The sequence below is a fragment of the Klebsiella sp. CD33 genome, from assembly GCF_051992865.1.
Taxonomy (GTDB): domain Bacteria; phylum Pseudomonadota; class Gammaproteobacteria; order Enterobacterales; family Enterobacteriaceae; genus Klebsiella; species Klebsiella pneumoniae.
The window spans coordinates 535,351-553,819 of the sequence record NZ_CP197023.1 but is presented as its reverse complement, the minus strand read 5'-3'; the positions used below and the strand labels follow the sequence as shown (position 1 = coordinate 553,819).

Below are 18,469 nucleotides of genomic sequence, written 5' to 3'. Positions count from 1 at the left end.
ATAAAAAAAGGGCGTATAGCCCAGTTATTCTGAAGTCAGATAACAAAAAACCCCGATAAATCGGGGCTTTAGATAACTGAACCCTGAGATCGCCATGGCGATCTGGAACACCTTCCGCAAGAATTCTTTCAAATTCGGCTACGAAGGACACCTAGTCCTCACAGTATATTTGAAAAAGTACTTAATGGGAAAGTGGTTGCGGGGGCCGGATTTGAACCGACGACCTTCGGGTTATGAGCCCGACGAGCTACCAGGCTGCTCCACCCCGCGCCTGAAACGTGGCATATTTTACTCTTTATGAGCAAAAGACGCAAATACTGCTGGGATTTGGTACCGAAGACGGGACATAAAATCGAGATGAATTGTAACGGTGATTAGTATATTTTGTCAACATGCTTTTTAGCGCCCGCGATTGCCGTTTGTGCTGGTATTTCAGGCTTTTTTAGCAAAAAGATGATGAAGCACTTCCTGTCGCCAGTAAAAGATGGTTAAATGAATACTCACAATTAATGCATAAAAATGCAGTTAAGGTTGTTGGGTCGAACTCACCACAGTCTATCGAGCAGGGTTTTATTTTATGACGACGATTCTCAAGCATCTCCCGGTTGGTCAACGTATTGGTATCGCTTTCTCTGGTGGACTGGATACCAGCGCCGCGCTGTTATGGATGCGCAAAAAAGGCGCCGTGCCTTATGCATATACCGCTAACCTGGGTCAACCGGACGAAGACGACTACGATGCTATCCCGCGCCGCGCGAAAGAGTACGGCGCTGAAGGCGCCCGTCTGATCGACTGCCGCAAACAGCTGGTCGCAGAAGGGATCGCCGCGATTCAGTGTGGCGCTTTCCATAACACTACCGGTGGGTTGACCTACTTCAACACCACGCCGCTAGGCCGCGCGGTCACCGGCACCATGCTGGTGGCGGCGATGAAAGAAGACGGCGTTAACATTTGGGGCGATGGCAGCACCTATAAAGGCAACGATATCGAACGTTTCTATCGTTACGGCCTGCTGACCAACGCTGAACTGCAGATTTACAAACCGTGGCTGGACAGCGACTTTATCAATGAGCTCGGCGGTCGTCACGAAATGTCCGAATTTATGATCGCCTGCGGCTTTGATTACAAGATGTCGGTCGAGAAAGCCTACTCCACCGACTCCAATATGCTCGGCGCGACCCATGAAGCGAAAGATCTCGAATTCCTGAACTCCAGCGTCAAGATCGTCAACCCGATTATGGGCGTGAAGTTCTGGGACGAAAACGTGAAGATCCCTGCGGAAGAGGTCACCGTACGCTTTGAGCAGGGCCATCCGGTGGCGCTGAATGGTAAAACCTTTGCCGATGACGTCGAGATGATGCTGGAAGCCAACCGCATCGGCGGTCGTCACGGCCTGGGCATGAGCGACCAGATTGAAAACCGGATTATCGAAGCGAAAAGCCGCGGCATTTATGAAGCTCCGGGGATGGCGCTGCTGCATATTGCCTACGAGCGTTTGCTGACCGGTATCCATAACGAAGATACGATTGAGCAATATCACGCCCACGGTCGCCAGTTGGGCCGCCTGCTGTATCAGGGCCGCTGGTTTGATTCCCAGGCGCTGATGCTGCGTGATTCGCTGCAGCGCTGGGTCGCCAGCCAGATCACCGGCGAAGTCACCCTCGAACTGCGTCGCGGTAACGACTACTCGATCCTTAATACGGTATCAGACAACCTGACCTATAAAGCGGAGCGTCTGACCATGGAAAAAGGCGATTCCATGTTTACTGCCGAAGACCGTATCGGCCAGCTGACCATGCGTAATCTGGACATCACCGATACCCGCGAGAAGCTGTTCGGCTATGCACAGTCTGGCCTGCTGAGCGCCTCCTCGGCAACCGGTTTACCGCAGGTTGAAAATCTGGAAAACAAAGGCAAATAATCGCCTGACAATGTTGCTTTCCGCCGGCGGATCACCGCCGGCTTTTTATTTTGAATGACCCACCAACGTAAAAAAATGCCATGACGCATTTTTTCCTTATCGCCAGACCAGCAAAACTGTTGACTATAATAGCCTCAATTGATTAATTCATATCTGGTGATACACATCATGAATATTAAACCGCCGATCAGGCCGCAAAAGACCATTGACCGACTGATCGATGTACTTGAGCCACACGCGACACCCGTTAACGCGATCGCCAGAAAAAGACTGACATGGGAATATAAAGGCAAAACCCAGCTCTTTATTTTTAAAAAAGGCGAGCTGTCGATTATTCGTAATTCCGACAGGCTACTGATGGTGACCGTCTATGAGCCGCATCTTTTCGGCGTGGCGGAAATGCTGCAGCCCAGCCGCAGCCACAGCCTGCGAGCCGAGGTATCATGCGAACTGCTACGGATCGACCACGACCTGGCTTCGGCGCATTTTCGTCAGCATAACCTGTGGGAAGAGGTGACCAGCCTGTTGGCTTATCATACCTCGTATATGGTGTATCGTGACGATCTGGTCCTGCAGCAGCGTACCTATTCGGTCATCCGTAACCATCTGCTGGAGATGATGCTATTAAGCGAAGAGACCCGACAGCGAGTATCTATTCTTGAGTATATTCAGGACAGGACCCTTCTGTCGCGTAGCAGTATTCTCAATGTATTGTCAGCATTAAAGAAAGGCGGTTATATTGCCTTTGCCCGCGGCGGTTATTTACAAAATATCGTCTCACTTCCTGAAAAATTCTGACCTGCACTCCTCCTATCATTTATTGTTATTTGCTGCAGCGGGGAAGATGTTTAAATTTAAACCAATAACCGTTACCGCTAAAAGAACAAAAATTTTATGCTAAGCGCCTGGGTTTCCCGGAAGACAATCTATTCCTGAGTTCGCCAGCAGACGACCACAAACGGCGTTAACCGCCGGGCCTGCACCGGCTCAGGATATGCCAGCGGAAATCGGCCAGACGTGTGCGGCGGTAGCGAGAGTTGCCCCCTCGCCTGCCGCGACCATAACAATGAGATGCACGAACCCGTTAATTATGCCCGAACGCCCATATCGGGCTTTTTTTTATCTGAAGGAATTTAATAATGAAGTCTATTGCTGCAAAAATGGTTGCCGTAACGATCGCTTTGGGAGCCAGCAGCGCTGCCTGCGCAGCCGTTAACCTGCATGGAGAAGCTGGCGCCGAGTTTACCAATCTGTCCGCCAGCTTTGGCGCCGGGGAACCGGGTATGACGTTCAGTTCTCAGTGGGCTCATAGCGACAACGACGGAGATAGTGCAGGACTGGGAATGGGTTATAACTTTAACGTTGGCCCTTTTCTGATGACCCTGGGCGGTAAGGCGGTCTATCTGAACCCAAAAGATGGTGATGAAGGTTACGCCATCGCCGCCGGTGGTGGCGCTGAACTCCCCCTTGGTCAGTATTTCACGTTTTTCGGCGAGGGCTATTACTCACCGGACTCAATGTCCAGCGGCGTTGAGGATTATGTGGAGGCCAATGCCGGGGTACGCCTTAACGTGCTCCCGTCTCTGAATATCGAAGCTGGCTATCGCTATATTGATATGGCAGGGAAAGATGGCAATCGCGATAACACGCTGGCCGACGGCGCTTACGCCGGGGTTAACTTCCGCTTTTAACTCTTCACAGGGATTGCCGGTCGGCAGTCCCTGTTTCATTCTCAGCTGGTCAGCGGCACGCTTTTCAGTACGCGGTTGATCTCTTGTAGGCCTGCAATATTATTCTCTTTGCGGTAAACCTCATTCATGGACGCCATCTGCTCCAGGCGGGTCAGGGCGCCATACACCTTATACGCCTCGCTGTGTCTGTCGAACACATCGCGGCGCTCCACGTCCTGCAGATAATGACTTTTCAACGAATGGTTAAGGCGACTAATCAGTGCCGTATTGTCCTGGAAATAGCGCCTCACCGCCTGGGCATGATTCGCTGTAGTCCCAGACTCACTGGGCGATACCGGTACGGTTAGCGCATTAATCGTCTCCACCGTTTGGGAGGGCGATGTTGAACTGCACCCAGCTAAACCGAGCACGCCGGCGACGATAAGCAACCCGATCTTGTTCATTGTGTCACTTCACCTCTGTTAATTTGACGAGGCGACTTTAACGACAGTAAAAGGAGGCAACCAGCGAAGAGATGTTTATAAATAAATGTCCAGCGGGGACAAAAACAAAAAAAGACGCTTTTCAGCGTCTTTTTTCTGGAATATTGGTACCGAGGATGGGACTCGAACCCACAAGCCCGTTAGGGCACTACCACCTCAAGGTAGCGTGTCTACCAATTCCACCACCTCGGTACAGAATACTTAGTGCGGGATATCGCTGGTCGGCTGAGCCGGCGCAGTTGGCTGAGTTTGCTCCGTTTTCGGCGCGCTCAGATTATCCCACTCACTTCCTTTACTGGTCTTGTTGCTGTTGATATTACCCAGCGCCAGACTGATGATGAAGAACAGCGCAGCCAGGATGCCGGTCATACGGGTCATAAAGTTGCCAGAACCGCTGGACCCAAACAGTGTGCCGGAAGCGCCTGCACCGAAGGAGGCTCCCATATCAGCGCCTTTACCTTGCTGCAGCATAACCAGACCTACAAGGCCAATCGCTACAATAAGGAAAACAACCAAAAGAGCTTCGTACATAATCAACCTGTTCCTTGCGGATTCGCCGCATACCAAGTGCTTCGACCAATAAAGCGGGACGTTTTAACGTTTCCCACTGAAGCGGGTGTGAATACTAACCAAAGCGAATGACCTTCGCAAGGGCAATTTCGACACATTGTATCAACTGCAGAAAAAAACAGCAAAAAGCCAATTTTCGATCATAAAAAAGGCGGCAAGCGCCGCCTTTTTAACCACTTAGCCGGCAAAGCTAAACGCTTTTTACCGCCTCAGCGATGCGGTGCGCAAACTCGTGCACCTGATCTTCATGCTCGCCTTCCACCATCACGCGGATCAGCGGCTCCGTACCCGATTTACGCAGCAGGACACGGCCGCGTTTTCCTAACGCCGCCTCCACTTCCGCGGTCACCGCTTTGACGCGCTCATTCTCCAGCGGGTTACCGCTGCCCTCGGTAAAGCGGACATTCACCAGCAGCTGAGGGAACATTTTCATCCCGCTGCACAGGTCATGCAGGCTCATGTGGTTGCGGACCATCGCCGCGACCACCTGCAGGCTGGCGACAATGCCATCGCCGGTGGTGGTTTTATCCAGCAGGATCACATGGCCGGAGTTTTCCGCACCGATGCGCCAGCCTTTTTCCTGGAGCATCTCCAGTACATAGCGGTCACCGACCTTCGCGCGGGCAAACGGGATGCCTAACTGCTTGAGCGCCAGCTCCAGCCCCATATTACTCATCAGCGTGCCGACGGCGCCGCCGCGCAGCTGCCCCTGACGCAATCCTTCCCGGGCTATGATATAGAGGATCTGGTCGCCATCGACTTTATTGCCTTCGTGGTCAACCATAATCACCCGATCGCCATCGCCGTCGTAGGCGATGCCCAGATCGGCTTTTTCCGCCAGCACGCGCGCCTGCAGCGCCCGCACGTCAGTGGCGCCGACCTCTTCGTTGATGTTGAGACCGTCTGGCTCGCAGCCCATCGCGATAACCTGGGCTCCCAGCTCGCGGAAGACATTAGGGGCGATGTGATAGGTCGCGCCGTGCGCGCAATCCACCACCACTTTCAGCGTGCCCAGGCTCAGTTCGTTGGGAAAGGTACCCTTACAAAATTCAATGTAGCGCCCCGCCGCATCAACGATACGGCTGGCTTTGCCCAGCTCAGCCGAATCCACGCAGGTGAGCTCTTTCTCCATTTCGGCTTCAATCGCCTCTTCGACATCATCCGGCAGCTTGGTGCCCTCAATGGAGAAGAATTTAATGCCGTTGTCGTAGAAAGGGTTATGTGAAGCAGAGATAACAATCCCCGCCTCGGCGCGGAAGGCGCGCGTCAGGTAGGCGATGGCCGGTGTCGGCATAGGCCCGGTGAACGACGCAGAGAGCCCCGCTGCCGCCAGTCCAGCTTCCAGCGCCGATTCCAGCATATAGCCCGAAATACGGGTATCCTTGCCGATGATAATTTTACGCGAACCGTGACGCGCTAACACTTTGCCCGCCGCCCAGCCCAGCTTGAGCACAAACTCCGGAGTGATCGGCGCATCGCCGACGCGGCCACGAATACCATCGGTGCCAAAATACTTGCGGTTACTCATAACGTTTTTTTCCCTTAGCGGCGAGGGTGGCTTCCACCACGCGCAGCGCTTCTACCGTTTCTTTGACATCATGGACGCGGATAATCTGCGCGCCCTGCATTGCTGCAATGACGGCACACGCCAGGCTGCCGTTCAGCCGCTCCGACGGCCCGACGTTCAGCAACTGACCTACCATCGACTTACGTGACATACCGACCAGCAGCGGCAGACCAAAGTGATGAAACTCCCCAAGCCTGGCCAACAGTTGGTAATTGTGGGAGAGATTTTTACCGAAACCGAATCCCGGGTCGAGCAGCAATTTTTCTTTTGCGATCCCCGCCTGTTCGCAGCGCACAATGTGCTCATTAAAAAAACGCTCAACATCGGCGAAGACGTCCTCATACTTCGGCGCCTCCTGCATGGTTTTTGGTTGTCCCTGCATATGCATCAGACACACCGGCAGTCCGGTTTCCGCGGCGGCCTGCAGCGCGCCGGGCTCGGTCAGCGAACGAATATCGTTGATGATATGCGCCCCGGCCCGGGCCGATTGGCGAATAACCTCCGCCTTGGAGGTATCCACTGAGATCCATACCTCAAAGCGCTGGGCAATGGCTTCAACCACCGGTATCACCCGCGCAAGCTCCTCTTCCACACTAACCTCAGCCGCCCCTGGCCGCGTCGATTCACCGCCGATATCAATGATGGTCGCGCCGGCGTTGATCATCAGATTGGCATGCTTCACCGCCTCAATCAGCGAATTATGGGCGCCGCCATCGGAGAAGGAGTCAGGCGTCACATTTAGAATACCCATCACGTGGGGGTGAGAGAGATCGAGGGTTGAGCCCTGGGCTACAAGTTTCATCACAAAATCCCTGAGACTGAAGAGGTTAAAAAAGAAAAACCCCGGAGCGGACGCCCGGGGTTTTAAGGTTAAACAAGCATCAACAGCGGTAGCTTACTTGTCGCCCAGCTGCTCTGACATGGTGTTGCCCGGGTTCGGCGTACGCGGTTCATCAACCGGACGCGGCGCACGAGGCGTGCCATTGTTGTCAGAGTTGTTAGAAGAACCAGGTTCTTCCCAACCCGCTGGCGGACGAACTTCGCGACGAGCCATCAGGTCGTCAATCTGCGGCGCATCGATGGTCTCATACTTCATGAGCGCATCTTTCATCGCGTGCAGAATGTCCATGTTGTCGTTCAGCAGCTGGCGAGCACGACCGTAGTTACGCTCAATCAGCGATTTCACTTCCTGGTCGATGATACGCGCGGTTTCATCGGACATATGCTTCGCTTTCGCAACGCTACGGCCGAGGAAGACTTCACCCTCTTCTTCCGCATACAGCAGCGGACCGAGTTTGTCGGAGAAGCCCCACTGGGTCACCATGTTACGCGCCAGGTTCGTCGCCACTTTAATATCGTTGGACGCACCGGTAGAAACATGTTCCGGACCGTAGATAATCTCTTCCGCCAGACGACCGCCGTACAGGGTGGAGATCTGGCTTTCCAGTTTCTGACGGCTGGCGCTGATTGCATCGCCTTCCGGCAGGAAGAAGGTCACACCCAGCGCACGACCGCGCGGGATAATCGTCACTTTGTGCACCGGATCGTGCTCCGGCACCAGGCGACCAATAATCGCGTGGCCCGCTTCATGATAAGCAGTAGACTCTTTCTGCGCTTCCGTCATCACCATGGAGCGACGTTCCGCACCCATCATGATTTTGTCTTTCGCTTTCTCGAACTCAACCATCGACACAACGCGTTTGTTGCCGCGGGCAGCAAACAGCGCCGCTTCGTTGACCAGGTTGGCCAGATCCGCACCGGAGAAGCCCGGGGTACCGCGCGCAATGATTGCCGCATCGATATCCGGCGCCAGCGGAACGCGACGCATATGCACTTTCAGGATCTGCTCACGACCGCGAACATCCGGCAGGCCAACCACCACCTGGCGGTCAAAACGGCCCGGACGCAACAGCGCGGGGTCAAGAACGTCCGGACGGTTAGTCGCCGCGATAACGATGATACCTTCGTTACCTTCGAAGCCGTCCATCTCAACCAGCATCTGGTTCAGGGTCTGCTCACGTTCATCGTGTCCACCGCCCAGGCCTGCGCCACGCTGGCGGCCGACGGCGTCGATTTCATCGATGAAGATGATGCAAGGCGCGGCTTTCTTAGCCTGTTCGAACATGTCACGCACACGAGAAGCGCCCACACCGACGAACATTTCGACGAAGTCAGAACCGGAAATGGTAAAGAACGGTACCTTCGCTTCACCAGCGATCGCTTTCGCCAGCAGCGTTTTACCGGTACCCGGAGGGCCGACCATCAGGACGCCTTTCGGGATTTTACCGCCCAGTTTCTGGAAGCGGCTCGGCTCACGCAGGTATTCTACCAGCTCGCCGACTTCCTCTTTCGCTTCGTCACACCCGGCAACGTCTGCAAAAGTGGTTTTGATCTGGTCTTCCGTCAACATACGGGCTTTGCTTTTGCCGAAGGACATCGCGCCCTTCCCGCCGCCGCCCTGCATTTGCCGCATAAAGAAGATCCAGACGCCGATCAGCAGCAGCATTGGGAACCAGGAGATGAAGATGGAAGCCAGCAGGCTCGGCTCTTCTGGTGGTTCGCCAACAACTTTGACGTTTTTAGTCAACAGGTTATCGAGCAGCTTCGGATCGTTAACCGGAATGTAAGTCGTGTAACGGTTACTATCTTTCTTGGTAACGTTGATCTCACGTCCGTTGATACGCGCTTCGCGAACCTGGTCCTGATTGACCTCTTGCAGGAAGGTAGAATAATCCACCTTGCGGCCATTCGACTCGCTGGGCCCAAAGCTCTGGAATACTGACATCAGCACAACGGCAATGACCAGCCAGAGTATTAGGTTTTTCGCCATGTCACTCAAGGGATTAACCTCTTATTACAACTGTGTTAAAAACAGCGTCAGGATACTCTATATCCAGTTTCTTTCAAACTTTCGTTTGAAATCTGCCGGTTATGGTTTACGCCCGGTCGCTACAATATACACTTCACGCGAACGAGCGCGGGAAGAGTCCGGCTTACGAACTTTGACCTTCGTAAACAGGGAGCGAATTTCTCGAAGATACTCATCGAAGCCTTCGCCCTGGAACACCTTCACTACAAAACTACCACCTGGCGCTAATACATCACGAGACATTTCAAGCGCCAGTTCTACCAGATACATAGCCCGGGGAATATCCACCGCCGGTGTTCCGCACATATTCGGCGCCATATCGGACATGACAACTTGGACTTTACTGTCGCCCACTCGCTCAAGTAACGCTTTCAGGACTAATTCATCACGAAAATCGCCCTGAAGGAAGTCCACACCAACGATTGGATCCATTGGTAAAAGATCGCAAGCGATGATGCGGCCGCTGTTGCCGATCTGCGTGACCGCATACTGCGACCAGCCGCCGGGAGCAGCACCGAGGTCGACTACCGTCATCCCCGGCTTAAAAATTTTGTCACTTTGCTGTATTTCATCAAGTTTAAACCAGGCACGGGAACGTAACCCCTTTTTCTGTGCCTGTTGAACATATTTATCGCTAAAGTGTTCCTGAAGCCAGCGGCTTGAGCTGGCAGAACGCTTTTTACCTGTCATTTAACATTCCCGTTCGGGTTCATCGTACTTTACTGCGTAAAAATCGACGCGGTAGTTTGGCGATATATGGGAGATGGCGGTAGAATGACCCGTTTTCAATCCCAACGTAAGCAAAAAAATACGATGAATCTGAGTACTAAACAAAAACAGCACCTGAAAGGTCTGGCACATCCGCTCAAGCCGGTAGTTATGCTTGGCAACAATGGTTTGACCGAAGGGGTACTGGCCGAGATCGAACAAGCGTTAGGGCACCATGAACTCATCAAGGTGAAGATCGCCTCAGAAGATCGCGAAACAAAAGCCTTGATCGTGGAAGCCATCGTACGCGAAACCGGCGCCTGTAACGTACAGGTCATCGGTAAAACGCTGGTTCTGTACCGCCCAACGCCAGAGCGTAAAATCTCGCTGCCACGCTAAGAATATCCTGAATCTCGACACAACTTTGTGTAAAACGAGGGATTTCTGCGGCCAGGCGAGCAAAATGCCATGCTCCTGACGTTGATAAAAGGCCGCTATGCGGCCTTTTTCCTTTCTTTACAATCTATAAACATCGTAGCGGGAAATACGCCTTACAGGTATTCAACCTTGGTAATTTCGTATTCCACTTCCCCACCCGGGGTACGGATAGTCACGACGTCATCCTGCTCTTTGCCGATCAGACCGCGGGCGATCGGCGAGTTCACGGAGATCAGATTCTGCTTAAAATCAGCTTCGTCATCGCCCACGATGCGGTAGGTCTGTTCCTCGTCGGTATCGAGGTTCAGCACGCTGACGGTAGAACCAAAAATCACCCGGCCGTTGTTCGGCATTTTGGTGATATCGATAACCTGCGCGTTAGACAGCTTCGCTTCGATATCCTTGATACGCCCCTCGCAGAAACCCTGCTGCTCACGCGCGGCGTGATACTCGGCATTCTCTTTCAGATCGCCGTGTTCACGGGCCTCAGCAATAGCGGCAATGATTTCAGGACGACGCACAGACTTCAGATAATCCAGTTCTTCGCGCAGTTTTTCAGCGCCACGTAAGGTCATCGGAATCGCTTGCATTAGTTATACCTCTTTATCATTCCTTCAGGGAACGGATAGCTCCGCTCCGCCACCTGTCCTGCCCACGGGCAGGACACGAGCAAAAAGAAACCGACCCGGGAAACACTCCCCAGGTCAGCAGCAATTTTTCATTTGATGGGTATTTTACCCCGAAGTTCATTATGGGTCATCGTTTACTTTACTGGGCGTTGCACCGTAGTATGACGGCCTGGCTTCAGGTTGTTAGCGCGAGATTATGCGATTTCCCAGATTTATCATCGGATTGACCGCCGGTATAGCGCTTAGCGCTCAGGCGGCGAATATTGACGAGTACATCAACCAGCTTCCCGCCGGTGCGAACCTTGCCTTTATGGCGCAAAAGGTCGGCGCATCGACGCCGGAAATCGACTATCACAGCCAGCAAATGGCGCTCCCGGCCAGTACGCAAAAGGTCATCACCGCGCTGGCGGCGCTGCTGCAACTGGGGCCCGATTTTCGCTTTACCACCACGCTGGAAACCAAAGGTTCCCTTGACGGCGGCGTGCTGAAAGGCGACCTGATTGCGCGCTTCGGCGGCGATCCGACGCTTAAACGGCAGGATATTCGCAATATGGTGGCGACGCTGAAAAAAGCCGGCGTGCAGCGTATCGAAGGCAATGTGCTCATCGATACGTCGGTCTTCGCCAGCCATGACAAAGCGCCCGGCTGGCCGTGGAACGACCTGACGCAGTGCTTCAGCGCCCCGCCGGCGGCGGCGATTGTCGACCGTAACTGCTTCTCTGTCTCGCTGTATAGCGCGCAGAAACCGGGCGATGTCGCCTTCATTCGCGTTGCATCCTATTATCCGGTCACCATGTTCAGCCAGGTGCGAACGCTGGCGCGTGGCTCATCGGAAGCGCAGTATTGCGAGCTCGACGTGGTGCCGGGCGATCTCAATCGCTATACTCTCACCGGCTGCCTGCCGCAGCGTAGCGAGCCGCTGCCTCTGGCCTTCGCCATTCAGGATGGCGCCAGCTATGCCGGAGCGATCCTCAAAGCCGAGCTGGCCCAGGCGGGGATCACCTACAGCGGCACGCTGCTGCGCCAGACGCTGGCCAATGAGCCCGGCACCGTGCTGGCAACCAGCCAGTCGGCTCCGCTGCACGATCTGCTGCGGATCATGCTGAAGAAGTCAGACAACATGATTGCCGACACCGTCTTTCGCACCATCGGCCACGCCCGGTTTGGCGTACCTGGCACCTGGCGGGCGGGCTCCGATGCCGTACGGCAGATCTTGCGTCAACAGGCTGGGGTCGATCTCGGCAACACTATCATCGCCGACGGCTCTGGCCTGTCGCGCCACAACCTGATCGCCCCGGCGACCATGATGCAGGTGCTGCAGTATATCGCCCAGCACGATACCGAGCTCAACTTCATCTCCATGCTGCCGCTGGCGGGCCATGACGGATCGCTGCAGTATCGCGCCGGTCTTCATCAGGCGGGCGTCGATGGTAAAGTTTCGGCGAAAACCGGGTCGCTCCAGGGGGTTTATAACCTCGCAGGCTTCATCACTACCGCCAGCGGACAAAAGGTGGCCTTCGTGCAATATCTCTCCGGATACGCCGTGGAGCCAGCTGATCAGCGCAATCGCCGCATCCCACTGGTCCGCTTTGAAAGCCGCTTGTATAAAGATTTGTACCAGAACAATTAAAACAAAAGGGCCGCATCAGATGCGGCCCTTTTTGATCCAGAGAAGTCAGGATTAGCGTTTGTAGATGAATTCGACGCCTTCTTCGTCGTCCTCATCCCAGTCGTCATCCCAGTCTTCGTCATCTTCTGCTTCGGCTTCGGCCTCTTCAAGCTGCTGACGGTGATAGTCGTCCCACATAAACTCGACTTTCTCCGGCTTCTGCTCTTCTTCCGCCTGGACGATCGGGTTTTCGATGATGAAGGTCATCACGTCCCAGCACAGCTCTTTCACGCCCTGCTGGCTGGCCGCGGAGATCAGGTAGAATTTCTCTTCCCAACCCAGCGCTTCGGCAATCGCTTTGGCTTTGGCTTCGGCTTCGGCCTTGTCCATCAGGTCAATCTTGTTGAAAACTAACCAGCGTGGTTTGGAGGCTAGCTTCTCGCTGTATTTCTCCAGCTCGCCGATGATAATGCGCGCATTCTCAACCGGATCGGAGCCGTCGATCGGATCGATATCGATGAGGTGCAGCAGTACGCGGCAGCGCTCGAGGTGCTTGAGGAAGCGGATACCGAGGCCTGCCCCTTCCGCTGCGCCTTCAATCAGCCCCGGGATATCGGCAACTACGAAGCTCTTTTCATTGTCCATACGCACCACGCCCAGGCTTGGCACCAGGGTGGTAAACGGATAGTCAGCCACTTTCGGCTTGGCGGCGGAGACCGCACGGATGAAGGTGGATTTGCCGGCGTTCGGCATGCCCAGCATCCCGACATCGGCCAACAGCATCAGCTCCAGCTGCAGGTCGCGTTTATCACCCGGGGTACCCATGGTTTTCTGACGCGGCGTACGGTTAACGGACGATTTGAAACGGGTGTTGCCCAAACCGTGCCAGCCGCCTTTCGCCACCATCAGACGCTGACCGTGTTTGGTCATATCGCCCATGGTCTCGCCGGTGCCCTGATCGATAACCCGGGTGCCGACCGGCACTTTTACCGTCACGTCTTTACCGCGCTTACCGGTACAGTCGCGGCTTTGACCATTCTGCCCACGTTCGGCGCGGAACGATTTTTCAAAACGGTAGTCGATCAGGGTGTTCAGGTTCTCGTCCGCTTCCAGCCAGACATCGCCGCCATCGCCGCCATCGCCGCCATCCGGACCGCCTTTCGGAATATACTTTTCGCGGCGGAAGCTTACGCAACCATTGCCGCCGTCACCTGCTACGACCAGGATCGTTGCTTCATCTACAAACTTCATTTTACTCTCCGTAAATCATTCGCCTGAGCGGGGCAGCGGTACTACCGCCTCTCGCTTACGCCAACGTCCCCAAAGACGATGGCCGATGGCGGAATACATCGCGCCCGCAACCACGACAAACGCACCGAGATAACCAATCAGGTTTAACATCGGTCTGGCGAAAACATCGGGCCAGGCCATTGATAATAAATCAGAAAACAGTAGCGTAAACAGTGGCGTCAAGGTGATTAACGCGCTGACCTGCGCCGCCTGCCAGCGCGCCATGGCTTCCGCCAGCGCCCCGTAGCCGACCAGGGTATTCAGCCCGCAAAAAATCAGGCATGCCAGTTGCCAACTGCTTAACCGGGAAATCACTCCGGGCTCAGCAAGCGGCAGTAATGCAATCGTACACAAAGTGTACAGCAAAAATAGTATCTGCTGTGATGCCAGACGGCGCAATAACACCTTTTGCGCGACGCCGTAGCTTACCCACACCGTAGCGGCAGCAACGCCGAAAATTACCCCCCACGTGTAGTCCGTCAGGCGGGTAAAGATTTCAATCAGACTGGTATTGAAGAACATCACCAGCCCGCTGAGCAGCATCAACGCGCCCACCACCTGGGTGCCGCGCATGCGCTCTTTCAGAATTACGACGCTAGCCACCATCATCCCCACCGGCGATAGCTGGCCGATGACCTGAGAAGCCGTGGGGCTGAGGTATTGCAGGGAAGAACTAAACAGGATGAAGTTACCGAACAGACCGCCGGTGGCAATCGCTAATAACACCAGCCAGCGCGGCTTGCGAAAAATTCGCATCGGCGGCAGTTTGCCTTTGATCGCGAGGATCGCGCCAAGCCCAATGCTGGCCATCAGAAAGCGATAAAAGACCACCGTAGGCGGCGCCATCACCTCGAGAACCTGTTTCATTGCAATCGGCAACGCTCCCCAACACATTGCGGTGGTAAGCGCCAGAATAATGCCAATCCCAGCCTGCTGCTTCATGCCTGTTTCCCTGCAAAAATTTTCCGGTAGACGAATGTAAAAAGCCCCGCAACGTGTTGCGGGGCTTTCATCCGTTACCGGGACGCGAAAAACTTATTCAGCAACGATGCTGATGAATTTACGGTTTTTCGGGCCTTTAACTTCGAACTTGACTTTACCGTCAGTCAAAGCGAACAGAGTGTGGTCACGGCCGCAACCAACGTTGGTACCAGCGTGGAATTTAGTACCACGTTGACGAACGATGATGCTACCTGCCAGAACTGCTTCACCGCCGAAACGTTTTACGCCCAGACGTTTAGCTTCTGAATCGCGACCGTTACGAGTCGAGCCGCCAGCCTTTTTATGTGCCATTTAAATCTACTCCTCAGGTCTTAGGCGCTGATGCCAGTGATTTTCACATCAGTGAACCACTGACGATGGCCCTGCTGCTTACGATAGTGTTTACGACGACGAAACTTAACGATTTTAACTTTCTCGCCACGACCGTGAGCAACAACTTCAGCTTTGATTACGCCGCCCTCAACGAAAGGAACGCCGATCTTGATTTCTTCACCGTTTGCGATCATCAGCACTTCAGCGAATTCAACAGCTTCGCCAGTTGCGATGTCCAGCTTTTCCAGGCGAACGGTCTGACCTTCGCTTACTCGGTGTTGTTTACCACCACTTTGGAAAACCGCGTACATATAAAACTCCGCTTCCGCGCACCTCTTTATGTGATTCAGAGTGCGCTATAAATATTCACAATAGGGCGCGAATATTACGCAAAACGCGAGCCTTTGACAAGAGCGATTAGCGATCAATGCAGAAAAAAAACACAACTTTCACGACAACGTTTATCTACGGCAATTTTTCAGTACAATCATATCTTCTTTTAATTCTGTCTTAATCCTTCTGTGATCCCACCTGGATTCATGGTAACAGGACATTTGGCCCGGCTTTTGCGATGAATTTAGAAAAAATCAATGAGTTAACCGCGCAAGATATGGCGGGTGTCAATGCGACGATTCTTGAGCAACTCAACTCCGATGTTCAGCTTATCAATCAGTTAGGCTATTACATCGTCAGCGGCGGCGGCAAACGCATTCGCCCGATGATTGCTGTGCTCGCCGCACGCGCGGTGGGCTATCAGGGGAGCGCGCATGTCACCATTGCCGCGCTGATTGAATTTATTCATACCGCCACCCTGCTGCATGACGACGTCGTCGATGAGTCTGATATGCGTCGCGGCAAAGCCACGGCCAATGCGGCGTTTGGCAATGCCGCCAGCGTGCTGGTCGGCGATTTTATCTATACCCGCGCCTTTCAGATGATGACCCAGCTGGGCTCGCTGAAGATCCTTGAGGTCATGTCGGAAGCGGTGAACGTCATTGCCGAAGGAGAAGTGCTGCAGCTGATGAACGTCAATGACCCGGATATCACCGAAGAGAACTACATGCGCGTTATCTACAGCAAGACGGCGCGCCTGTTTGAAGCAGCCTCGCAGTGTGCGGGACTGCTGGCCGACTGCACTGCGGAAGAAGAGCGCGCGTTGCAGGATTATGGCCGCTATCTCGGCACCGCTTTCCAGCTAATCGACGATTTACTCGATTATAGCTCTGACGGCGAGCGGCTCGGTAAAAACGTCGGTGACGACCTGAACGAAGGTAAACCCACGCTACCGCTGCTGCACGCCATGCACCATGGCACACCCGATCAATCAGCGATGATCCGCGGTGCGATCGAGCAAGGCAACGGCCGCCATCTACTGGATGCTGTGCTGGAAACGATGGCGACCTGCGGTTCGCTGGAATGGACGCAGAAGCGTGCCGAAGAAGAAGCTGACAAAGCCATTGCCGCGCTGCAGATCCTCCCGGACACGCCCTGGCGCGAAGCCTTGATTAGGCTGGCGCATATTGCAGTCCAGCGCGATCATTAATCCCCCCTCCTTTCCCGCGCGACGCGCGGGAAAGTTCCAGTAAAATGTCATTTCTCTCCCTAAACTTCCGAATATCTTGATAGATTCTGAATATTCCGGCGCTTTAACAGAACTTGTTAGAACCCTACATAATACGCGGGTATAGTGTCTCTATCGCCCATGTGGGACGATCTGGACCTTTAACACCAGGAGAATTTATGGATAAGTTCATCGACTGGCATCCCGCAGATATTGTTGCGGGATTACGTAAACGGGGAACATCGCTGGCGGCAGAGTCGCGACGGCACGGACTAAGTTCTTCAACGCTGGCGAACGCCCTGACCCGCCCCTGGCCGAAAGGCGAATTGATTATCGCCACAGCGCTGGAAACGCAGCCGTGGGTCATCTGGCCGTCACGCTACCACGACCCGGTGACTCATGAGTTTATCGACAGAACGCAGATGATGCGTCAGAAGAAGATCGACAAGTGATGTGATTGCTCGACAGCGCCCCGGAACAACGTCCCGGGGCGCTGTCAGGACGCGGTTACTCGCCCTTCACGCGTTGAATATTGGCGCCCAAGGCCTGCAGTTTATCTTCGATACGCTCATAGCCACGATCGATATGATAGATGCGATCGACGATGGTGGTCCCTTCAGCGATACAGCCGGCCAGCACCAGGCTCGCCGACGCGCGCAAATCGGTCGCCATCACCTGCGCGCCAGAAAGCTGCTTCACGCCGTGACAGATAGCGGTATTGCTCTCGATCTCCGCGTGCGCGCCCATACGGATCAGCTCCGGAATGTGCATGAAGCGGTTTTCAAAGATCGTTTCGGTGATCACGCCGGTCCCTTCCGCTACCAGGTTAAGCAGCGTGAACTGGGCCTGCATATCGGTCGGGAAGCCCGGGTGCGGCGCGGTACGCACGTTGACCGCTTTCGGACGGTTGCCGTGCATATCGAGGCTGATCCAGTCTTCGCCCGTTTCGATGTCAGCCCCGGCGTCGCGCAGCTTCGCCAGTACGGCATCCAGGGTATCCGGCTGCGCGTTACGGCAGAGGATCTTGCCGCCGGAAATCGCCGCGGCCACCAGGAAAGTCCCGGTTTCAATACGGTCAGGCAGCACACGGTAGACGCCGCCGCCCAGGCGCTGCACGCCTTCGATGGTAATGCGATCGCTACCCTGGCCTGTGATTTTTGCGCCCAGCGCGTTCAGGAAGTTGGCGGTATCGACAATCTCCGGCTCGCGAGCGGCGTTTTCAATAATCGTCGTTCCCTCCGCAAGCGTCGCTGCGCTCATGATGGTTACGGTGGCGCCGACGCTCACCTTATCCATCACAATATGCGCGCCTTTCAGGCGACCGCTGACCGAGGCTTTGACATAACCTTCTTCCAGTTTGATCTCGGCGCCCAGCTGCTCCAGACCGCTAATATGCAGATCGACCGGACGCGCGCCGATAGCGCAGCCGCCAGGCAGAGAAACTTGCCCCTGACCGAAACGTGCCACCAACGGGCCCAGCGCCCAGATAGAGGCGCGCATGGTTTTCACCAGATCGTACGGAGCACAGAATACATCGACCGGGCCGGCGTCAATCCATACCGAACCATTGCGCTCGACCTTCGCGCCCAGCTGGCTCAGCAGCTTCATGGTGGTATCGATGTCTTTCAGCTTAGGTACGTTTTGGATCTCTACCGGCTCTTCGGCAAGCAGCGCGGAAAAGAGGATTGGCAGGGCGGCGTTTTTTGCCCCGGAGATGGTGACTTCACCCTGAAGGCGAGTCGGCCCCTGAACACGGAATTTATCCATTGATTCTGTTCTCTATTAAAAATTCACATACGCTGCAGGGGATCCCCCACAGC

At 54.6% G+C, this 18,469-nt stretch carries 19 protein-coding genes and 2 tRNA genes; 7 read left to right on the top strand and 14 right to left on the bottom strand.

All coding sequences use genetic code 11. The annotated features are described in order from the left end of the window. Nucleotides 1-193: 193 nt before the first annotated feature. Nucleotides 194-270: transfer RNA gene (locus ACR809_RS02710), tRNA-Met, on the bottom strand. Nucleotides 271-577: 307 nt separating this feature from the next. Between ACR809_RS02710 and argG the strand changes: the two genes are divergently transcribed. The 3 genes from argG (at nt 578) to ACR809_RS02695 (ending at nt 3,612) form a co-directional block, all read left to right on the top strand. Further along, complete coding sequence (argG, locus tag ACR809_RS02705) at nt 578-1,921, top strand: argininosuccinate synthase (RefSeq protein WP_004144895.1); 1,344 nt, start codon at nt 578-580, stop codon at nt 1,919-1,921. Between the two features lie 168 nt (nt 1,922-2,089). Then, complete coding sequence (locus tag ACR809_RS02700) at nt 2,090-2,719, top strand: winged helix-turn-helix transcriptional regulator (RefSeq protein ID WP_023280602.1); 630 nt, start codon at nt 2,090-2,092, stop codon at nt 2,717-2,719. A gap of 341 nt (nt 2,720-3,060) precedes the next feature. Next, nucleotides 3,061-3,612 carry a YfaZ family outer membrane protein gene (locus ACR809_RS02695; RefSeq protein WP_023280603.1) on the top strand — a complete coding sequence of 184 codons (552 nt, stop codon included), beginning with the start codon at nt 3,061-3,063 and terminating at the stop codon, nt 3,610-3,612. 41 nt (nt 3,613-3,653) lie between these two features. On the opposite strand, the gene ACR809_RS02690 is transcribed toward ACR809_RS02695, so the two are convergent. The 7 genes from ACR809_RS02690 to rlmE all read right to left on the bottom strand — a co-directional run bounded on the left by ACR809_RS02690 (nt 3,654) and on the right by rlmE (nt 9,790). Then, nucleotides 3,654-3,902 (bottom strand): hypothetical protein, encoded by a 249-nt coding sequence (locus tag ACR809_RS02690; RefSeq protein ID WP_002918368.1) that lies wholly within the window; start codon nt 3,900-3,902, stop codon nt 3,654-3,656. Nucleotides 3,903-4,199: 297 nt separating this feature from the next. Next, nucleotides 4,200-4,286: transfer RNA gene (locus tag ACR809_RS02685), tRNA-Leu, on the bottom strand. A gap of 9 nt (nt 4,287-4,295) precedes the next feature. After that, entirely contained in the window at nt 4,296-4,625 is a 330-nt protein-coding gene (gene secG, locus ACR809_RS02680) for a preprotein translocase subunit SecG (protein ID WP_002918369.1), read from the bottom strand. Between the two features lie 229 nt (nt 4,626-4,854). After that, entirely contained in the window at nt 4,855-6,192 is a 1,338-nt protein-coding gene (glmM, locus tag ACR809_RS02675) for a phosphoglucosamine mutase (RefSeq protein ID WP_023280604.1), read from the bottom strand. Beyond that, nucleotides 6,185-7,033, bottom strand: coding sequence for a dihydropteroate synthase (gene folP, locus ACR809_RS02670; protein WP_002918371.1), 849 nt, complete (start codon nt 7,031-7,033; stop codon nt 6,185-6,187). Before folP ends, glmM begins: the two co-directional genes overlap by 8 nt. Before the next feature lie 93 nt (nt 7,034-7,126). After that, nucleotides 7,127-9,061: an ATP-dependent zinc metalloprotease FtsH gene (ftsH, locus tag ACR809_RS02665; protein WP_002918372.1), complete on the bottom strand. Its 1,935-nt coding sequence runs from the start codon at nt 9,059-9,061 to the stop codon at nt 7,127-7,129. Between the two features lie 99 nt (nt 9,062-9,160). Further along, nucleotides 9,161-9,790: a 23S rRNA (uridine(2552)-2'-O)-methyltransferase RlmE gene (rlmE, locus tag ACR809_RS02660; protein ID WP_002918373.1), complete on the bottom strand. Its 630-nt coding sequence runs from the start codon at nt 9,788-9,790 to the stop codon at nt 9,161-9,163. Between the two features lie 123 nt (nt 9,791-9,913). On the opposite strand from rlmE, the gene yhbY reads away from it, so the two are divergent. After that, nucleotides 9,914-10,207, top strand: coding sequence for a ribosome assembly RNA-binding protein YhbY (yhbY, locus tag ACR809_RS02655; RefSeq protein ID WP_002918374.1), 294 nt, complete (start codon nt 9,914-9,916; stop codon nt 10,205-10,207). A gap of 152 nt (nt 10,208-10,359) precedes the next feature. Here yhbY and greA read toward each other — a convergent pair whose 3' ends face one another. Continuing rightward, nucleotides 10,360-10,836: a transcription elongation factor GreA gene (gene greA / locus ACR809_RS02650; RefSeq protein ID WP_002918375.1), complete on the bottom strand. Its 477-nt coding sequence runs from the start codon at nt 10,834-10,836 to the stop codon at nt 10,360-10,362. 235 nt (nt 10,837-11,071) lie between these two features. Between greA and dacB the strand changes: the two genes are divergently transcribed. Beyond that, nucleotides 11,072-12,505 carry a serine-type D-Ala-D-Ala carboxypeptidase gene (gene dacB, locus ACR809_RS02645; RefSeq protein ID WP_004149937.1) on the top strand — a complete coding sequence of 478 codons (1,434 nt, stop codon included), beginning with the start codon at nt 11,072-11,074 and terminating at the stop codon, nt 12,503-12,505. 51 nt (nt 12,506-12,556) lie between these two features. Here dacB and cgtA read toward each other — a convergent pair whose 3' ends face one another. The 4 genes from cgtA to rplU form a co-directional block, all read right to left on the bottom strand. After that, nucleotides 12,557-13,735 carry an Obg family GTPase CgtA gene (gene cgtA, locus ACR809_RS02640; RefSeq protein ID WP_002918377.1) on the bottom strand — a complete coding sequence of 393 codons (1,179 nt, stop codon included), beginning with the start codon at nt 13,733-13,735 and terminating at the stop codon, nt 12,557-12,559. 15 nt (nt 13,736-13,750) lie between these two features. Continuing rightward, complete coding sequence (locus ACR809_RS02635; protein WP_004149938.1) at nt 13,751-14,716, bottom strand: DMT family transporter; 966 nt, start codon at nt 14,714-14,716, stop codon at nt 13,751-13,753. A gap of 93 nt (nt 14,717-14,809) precedes the next feature. Then, nucleotides 14,810-15,067: a 50S ribosomal protein L27 gene (gene rpmA / locus ACR809_RS02630; protein ID WP_002434222.1), complete on the bottom strand. Its 258-nt coding sequence runs from the start codon at nt 15,065-15,067 to the stop codon at nt 14,810-14,812. 20 nt (nt 15,068-15,087) lie between these two features. Next, nucleotides 15,088-15,399, bottom strand: a complete 312-nt coding sequence (rplU, locus tag ACR809_RS02625; RefSeq protein WP_002918379.1) for a 50S ribosomal protein L21 — start codon at nt 15,397-15,399, stop codon at nt 15,088-15,090. Between the two features lie 260 nt (nt 15,400-15,659). Here rplU and ispB point away from each other — a divergent pair, with 260 nt between their 5' ends. Both ispB and sfsB read left to right on the top strand, forming a co-directional pair. Continuing rightward, a complete protein-coding gene (ispB, locus tag ACR809_RS02620) occupies nt 15,660-16,631 on the top strand; it encodes an octaprenyl diphosphate synthase (protein WP_108452371.1) in 972 nt (323 codons plus the stop codon). Between the two features lie 197 nt (nt 16,632-16,828). Further along, a complete protein-coding gene (gene sfsB, locus ACR809_RS02615) occupies nt 16,829-17,101 on the top strand; it encodes a DNA-binding transcriptional regulator SfsB (RefSeq protein WP_002918381.1) in 273 nt (90 codons plus the stop codon). A 55-nt stretch (nt 17,102-17,156) separates the two neighbouring features. On the opposite strand, the gene murA is transcribed toward sfsB, so the two are convergent. After that, on the bottom strand, nt 17,157-18,416 hold the full coding sequence (gene murA, locus ACR809_RS02610; RefSeq protein WP_002918382.1) for a UDP-N-acetylglucosamine 1-carboxyvinyltransferase: 1,260 nt from the start codon (nt 18,414-18,416) through the stop codon (nt 17,157-17,159). Nucleotides 18,417-18,469: the final 53 nt, after the last annotated feature.

Bases quoted from the DNA above. Each gene is read 5' to 3' on its own strand.
- argG (WP_004144895.1), top strand. From the start codon at position 578: ATGACGACGATTCTCAAGCATCTCCCGGTTGGTCAACGTATTGGTATC.
- ACR809_RS02700 (WP_023280602.1), top strand. From the start codon at position 2,090: ATGAATATTAAACCGCCGATCAGGCCGCAAAAGACCATTGACCGACTG.
- ACR809_RS02695 (WP_023280603.1), top strand. From the start codon at position 3,061: ATGAAGTCTATTGCTGCAAAAATGGTTGCCGTAACGATCGCTTTGGGA.
- secG (WP_002918369.1), bottom strand. From the start codon at position 4,625: ATGTACGAAGCTCTTTTGGTTGTTTTCCTTATTGTAGCGATTGGCCTT.
- glmM (WP_023280604.1), bottom strand. From the start codon at position 6,192: ATGAGTAACCGCAAGTATTTTGGCACCGATGGTATTCGTGGCCGCGTC.
- folP (WP_002918371.1), bottom strand. From the start codon at position 7,033: ATGAAACTTGTAGCCCAGGGCTCAACCCTCGATCTCTCTCACCCCCAC.
- ftsH (WP_002918372.1), bottom strand. From the start codon at position 9,061: ATGGCGAAAAACCTAATACTCTGGCTGGTCATTGCCGTTGTGCTGATG.
- rlmE (WP_002918373.1), bottom strand. From the start codon at position 9,790: ATGACAGGTAAAAAGCGTTCTGCCAGCTCAAGCCGCTGGCTTCAGGAA.
- yhbY (WP_002918374.1), top strand. From the start codon at position 9,914: ATGAATCTGAGTACTAAACAAAAACAGCACCTGAAAGGTCTGGCACAT.
- greA (WP_002918375.1), bottom strand. From the start codon at position 10,836: ATGCAAGCGATTCCGATGACCTTACGTGGCGCTGAAAAACTGCGCGAA.
- dacB (WP_004149937.1), top strand. From the start codon at position 11,072: ATGCGATTTCCCAGATTTATCATCGGATTGACCGCCGGTATAGCGCTT.
- cgtA (WP_002918377.1), bottom strand. From the start codon at position 13,735: ATGAAGTTTGTAGATGAAGCAACGATCCTGGTCGTAGCAGGTGACGGC.
- ACR809_RS02635 (WP_004149938.1), bottom strand. From the start codon at position 14,716: ATGAAGCAGCAGGCTGGGATTGGCATTATTCTGGCGCTTACCACCGCA.
- rpmA (WP_002434222.1), bottom strand. From the start codon at position 15,067: ATGGCACATAAAAAGGCTGGCGGCTCGACTCGTAACGGTCGCGATTCA.
- rplU (WP_002918379.1), bottom strand. From the start codon at position 15,399: ATGTACGCGGTTTTCCAAAGTGGTGGTAAACAACACCGAGTAAGCGAA.
- ispB (WP_108452371.1), top strand. From the start codon at position 15,660: ATGAATTTAGAAAAAATCAATGAGTTAACCGCGCAAGATATGGCGGGT.
- sfsB (WP_002918381.1), top strand. From the start codon at position 16,829: ATGGATAAGTTCATCGACTGGCATCCCGCAGATATTGTTGCGGGATTA.
- murA (WP_002918382.1), bottom strand. From the start codon at position 18,416: ATGGATAAATTCCGTGTTCAGGGGCCGACTCGCCTTCAGGGTGAAGTC.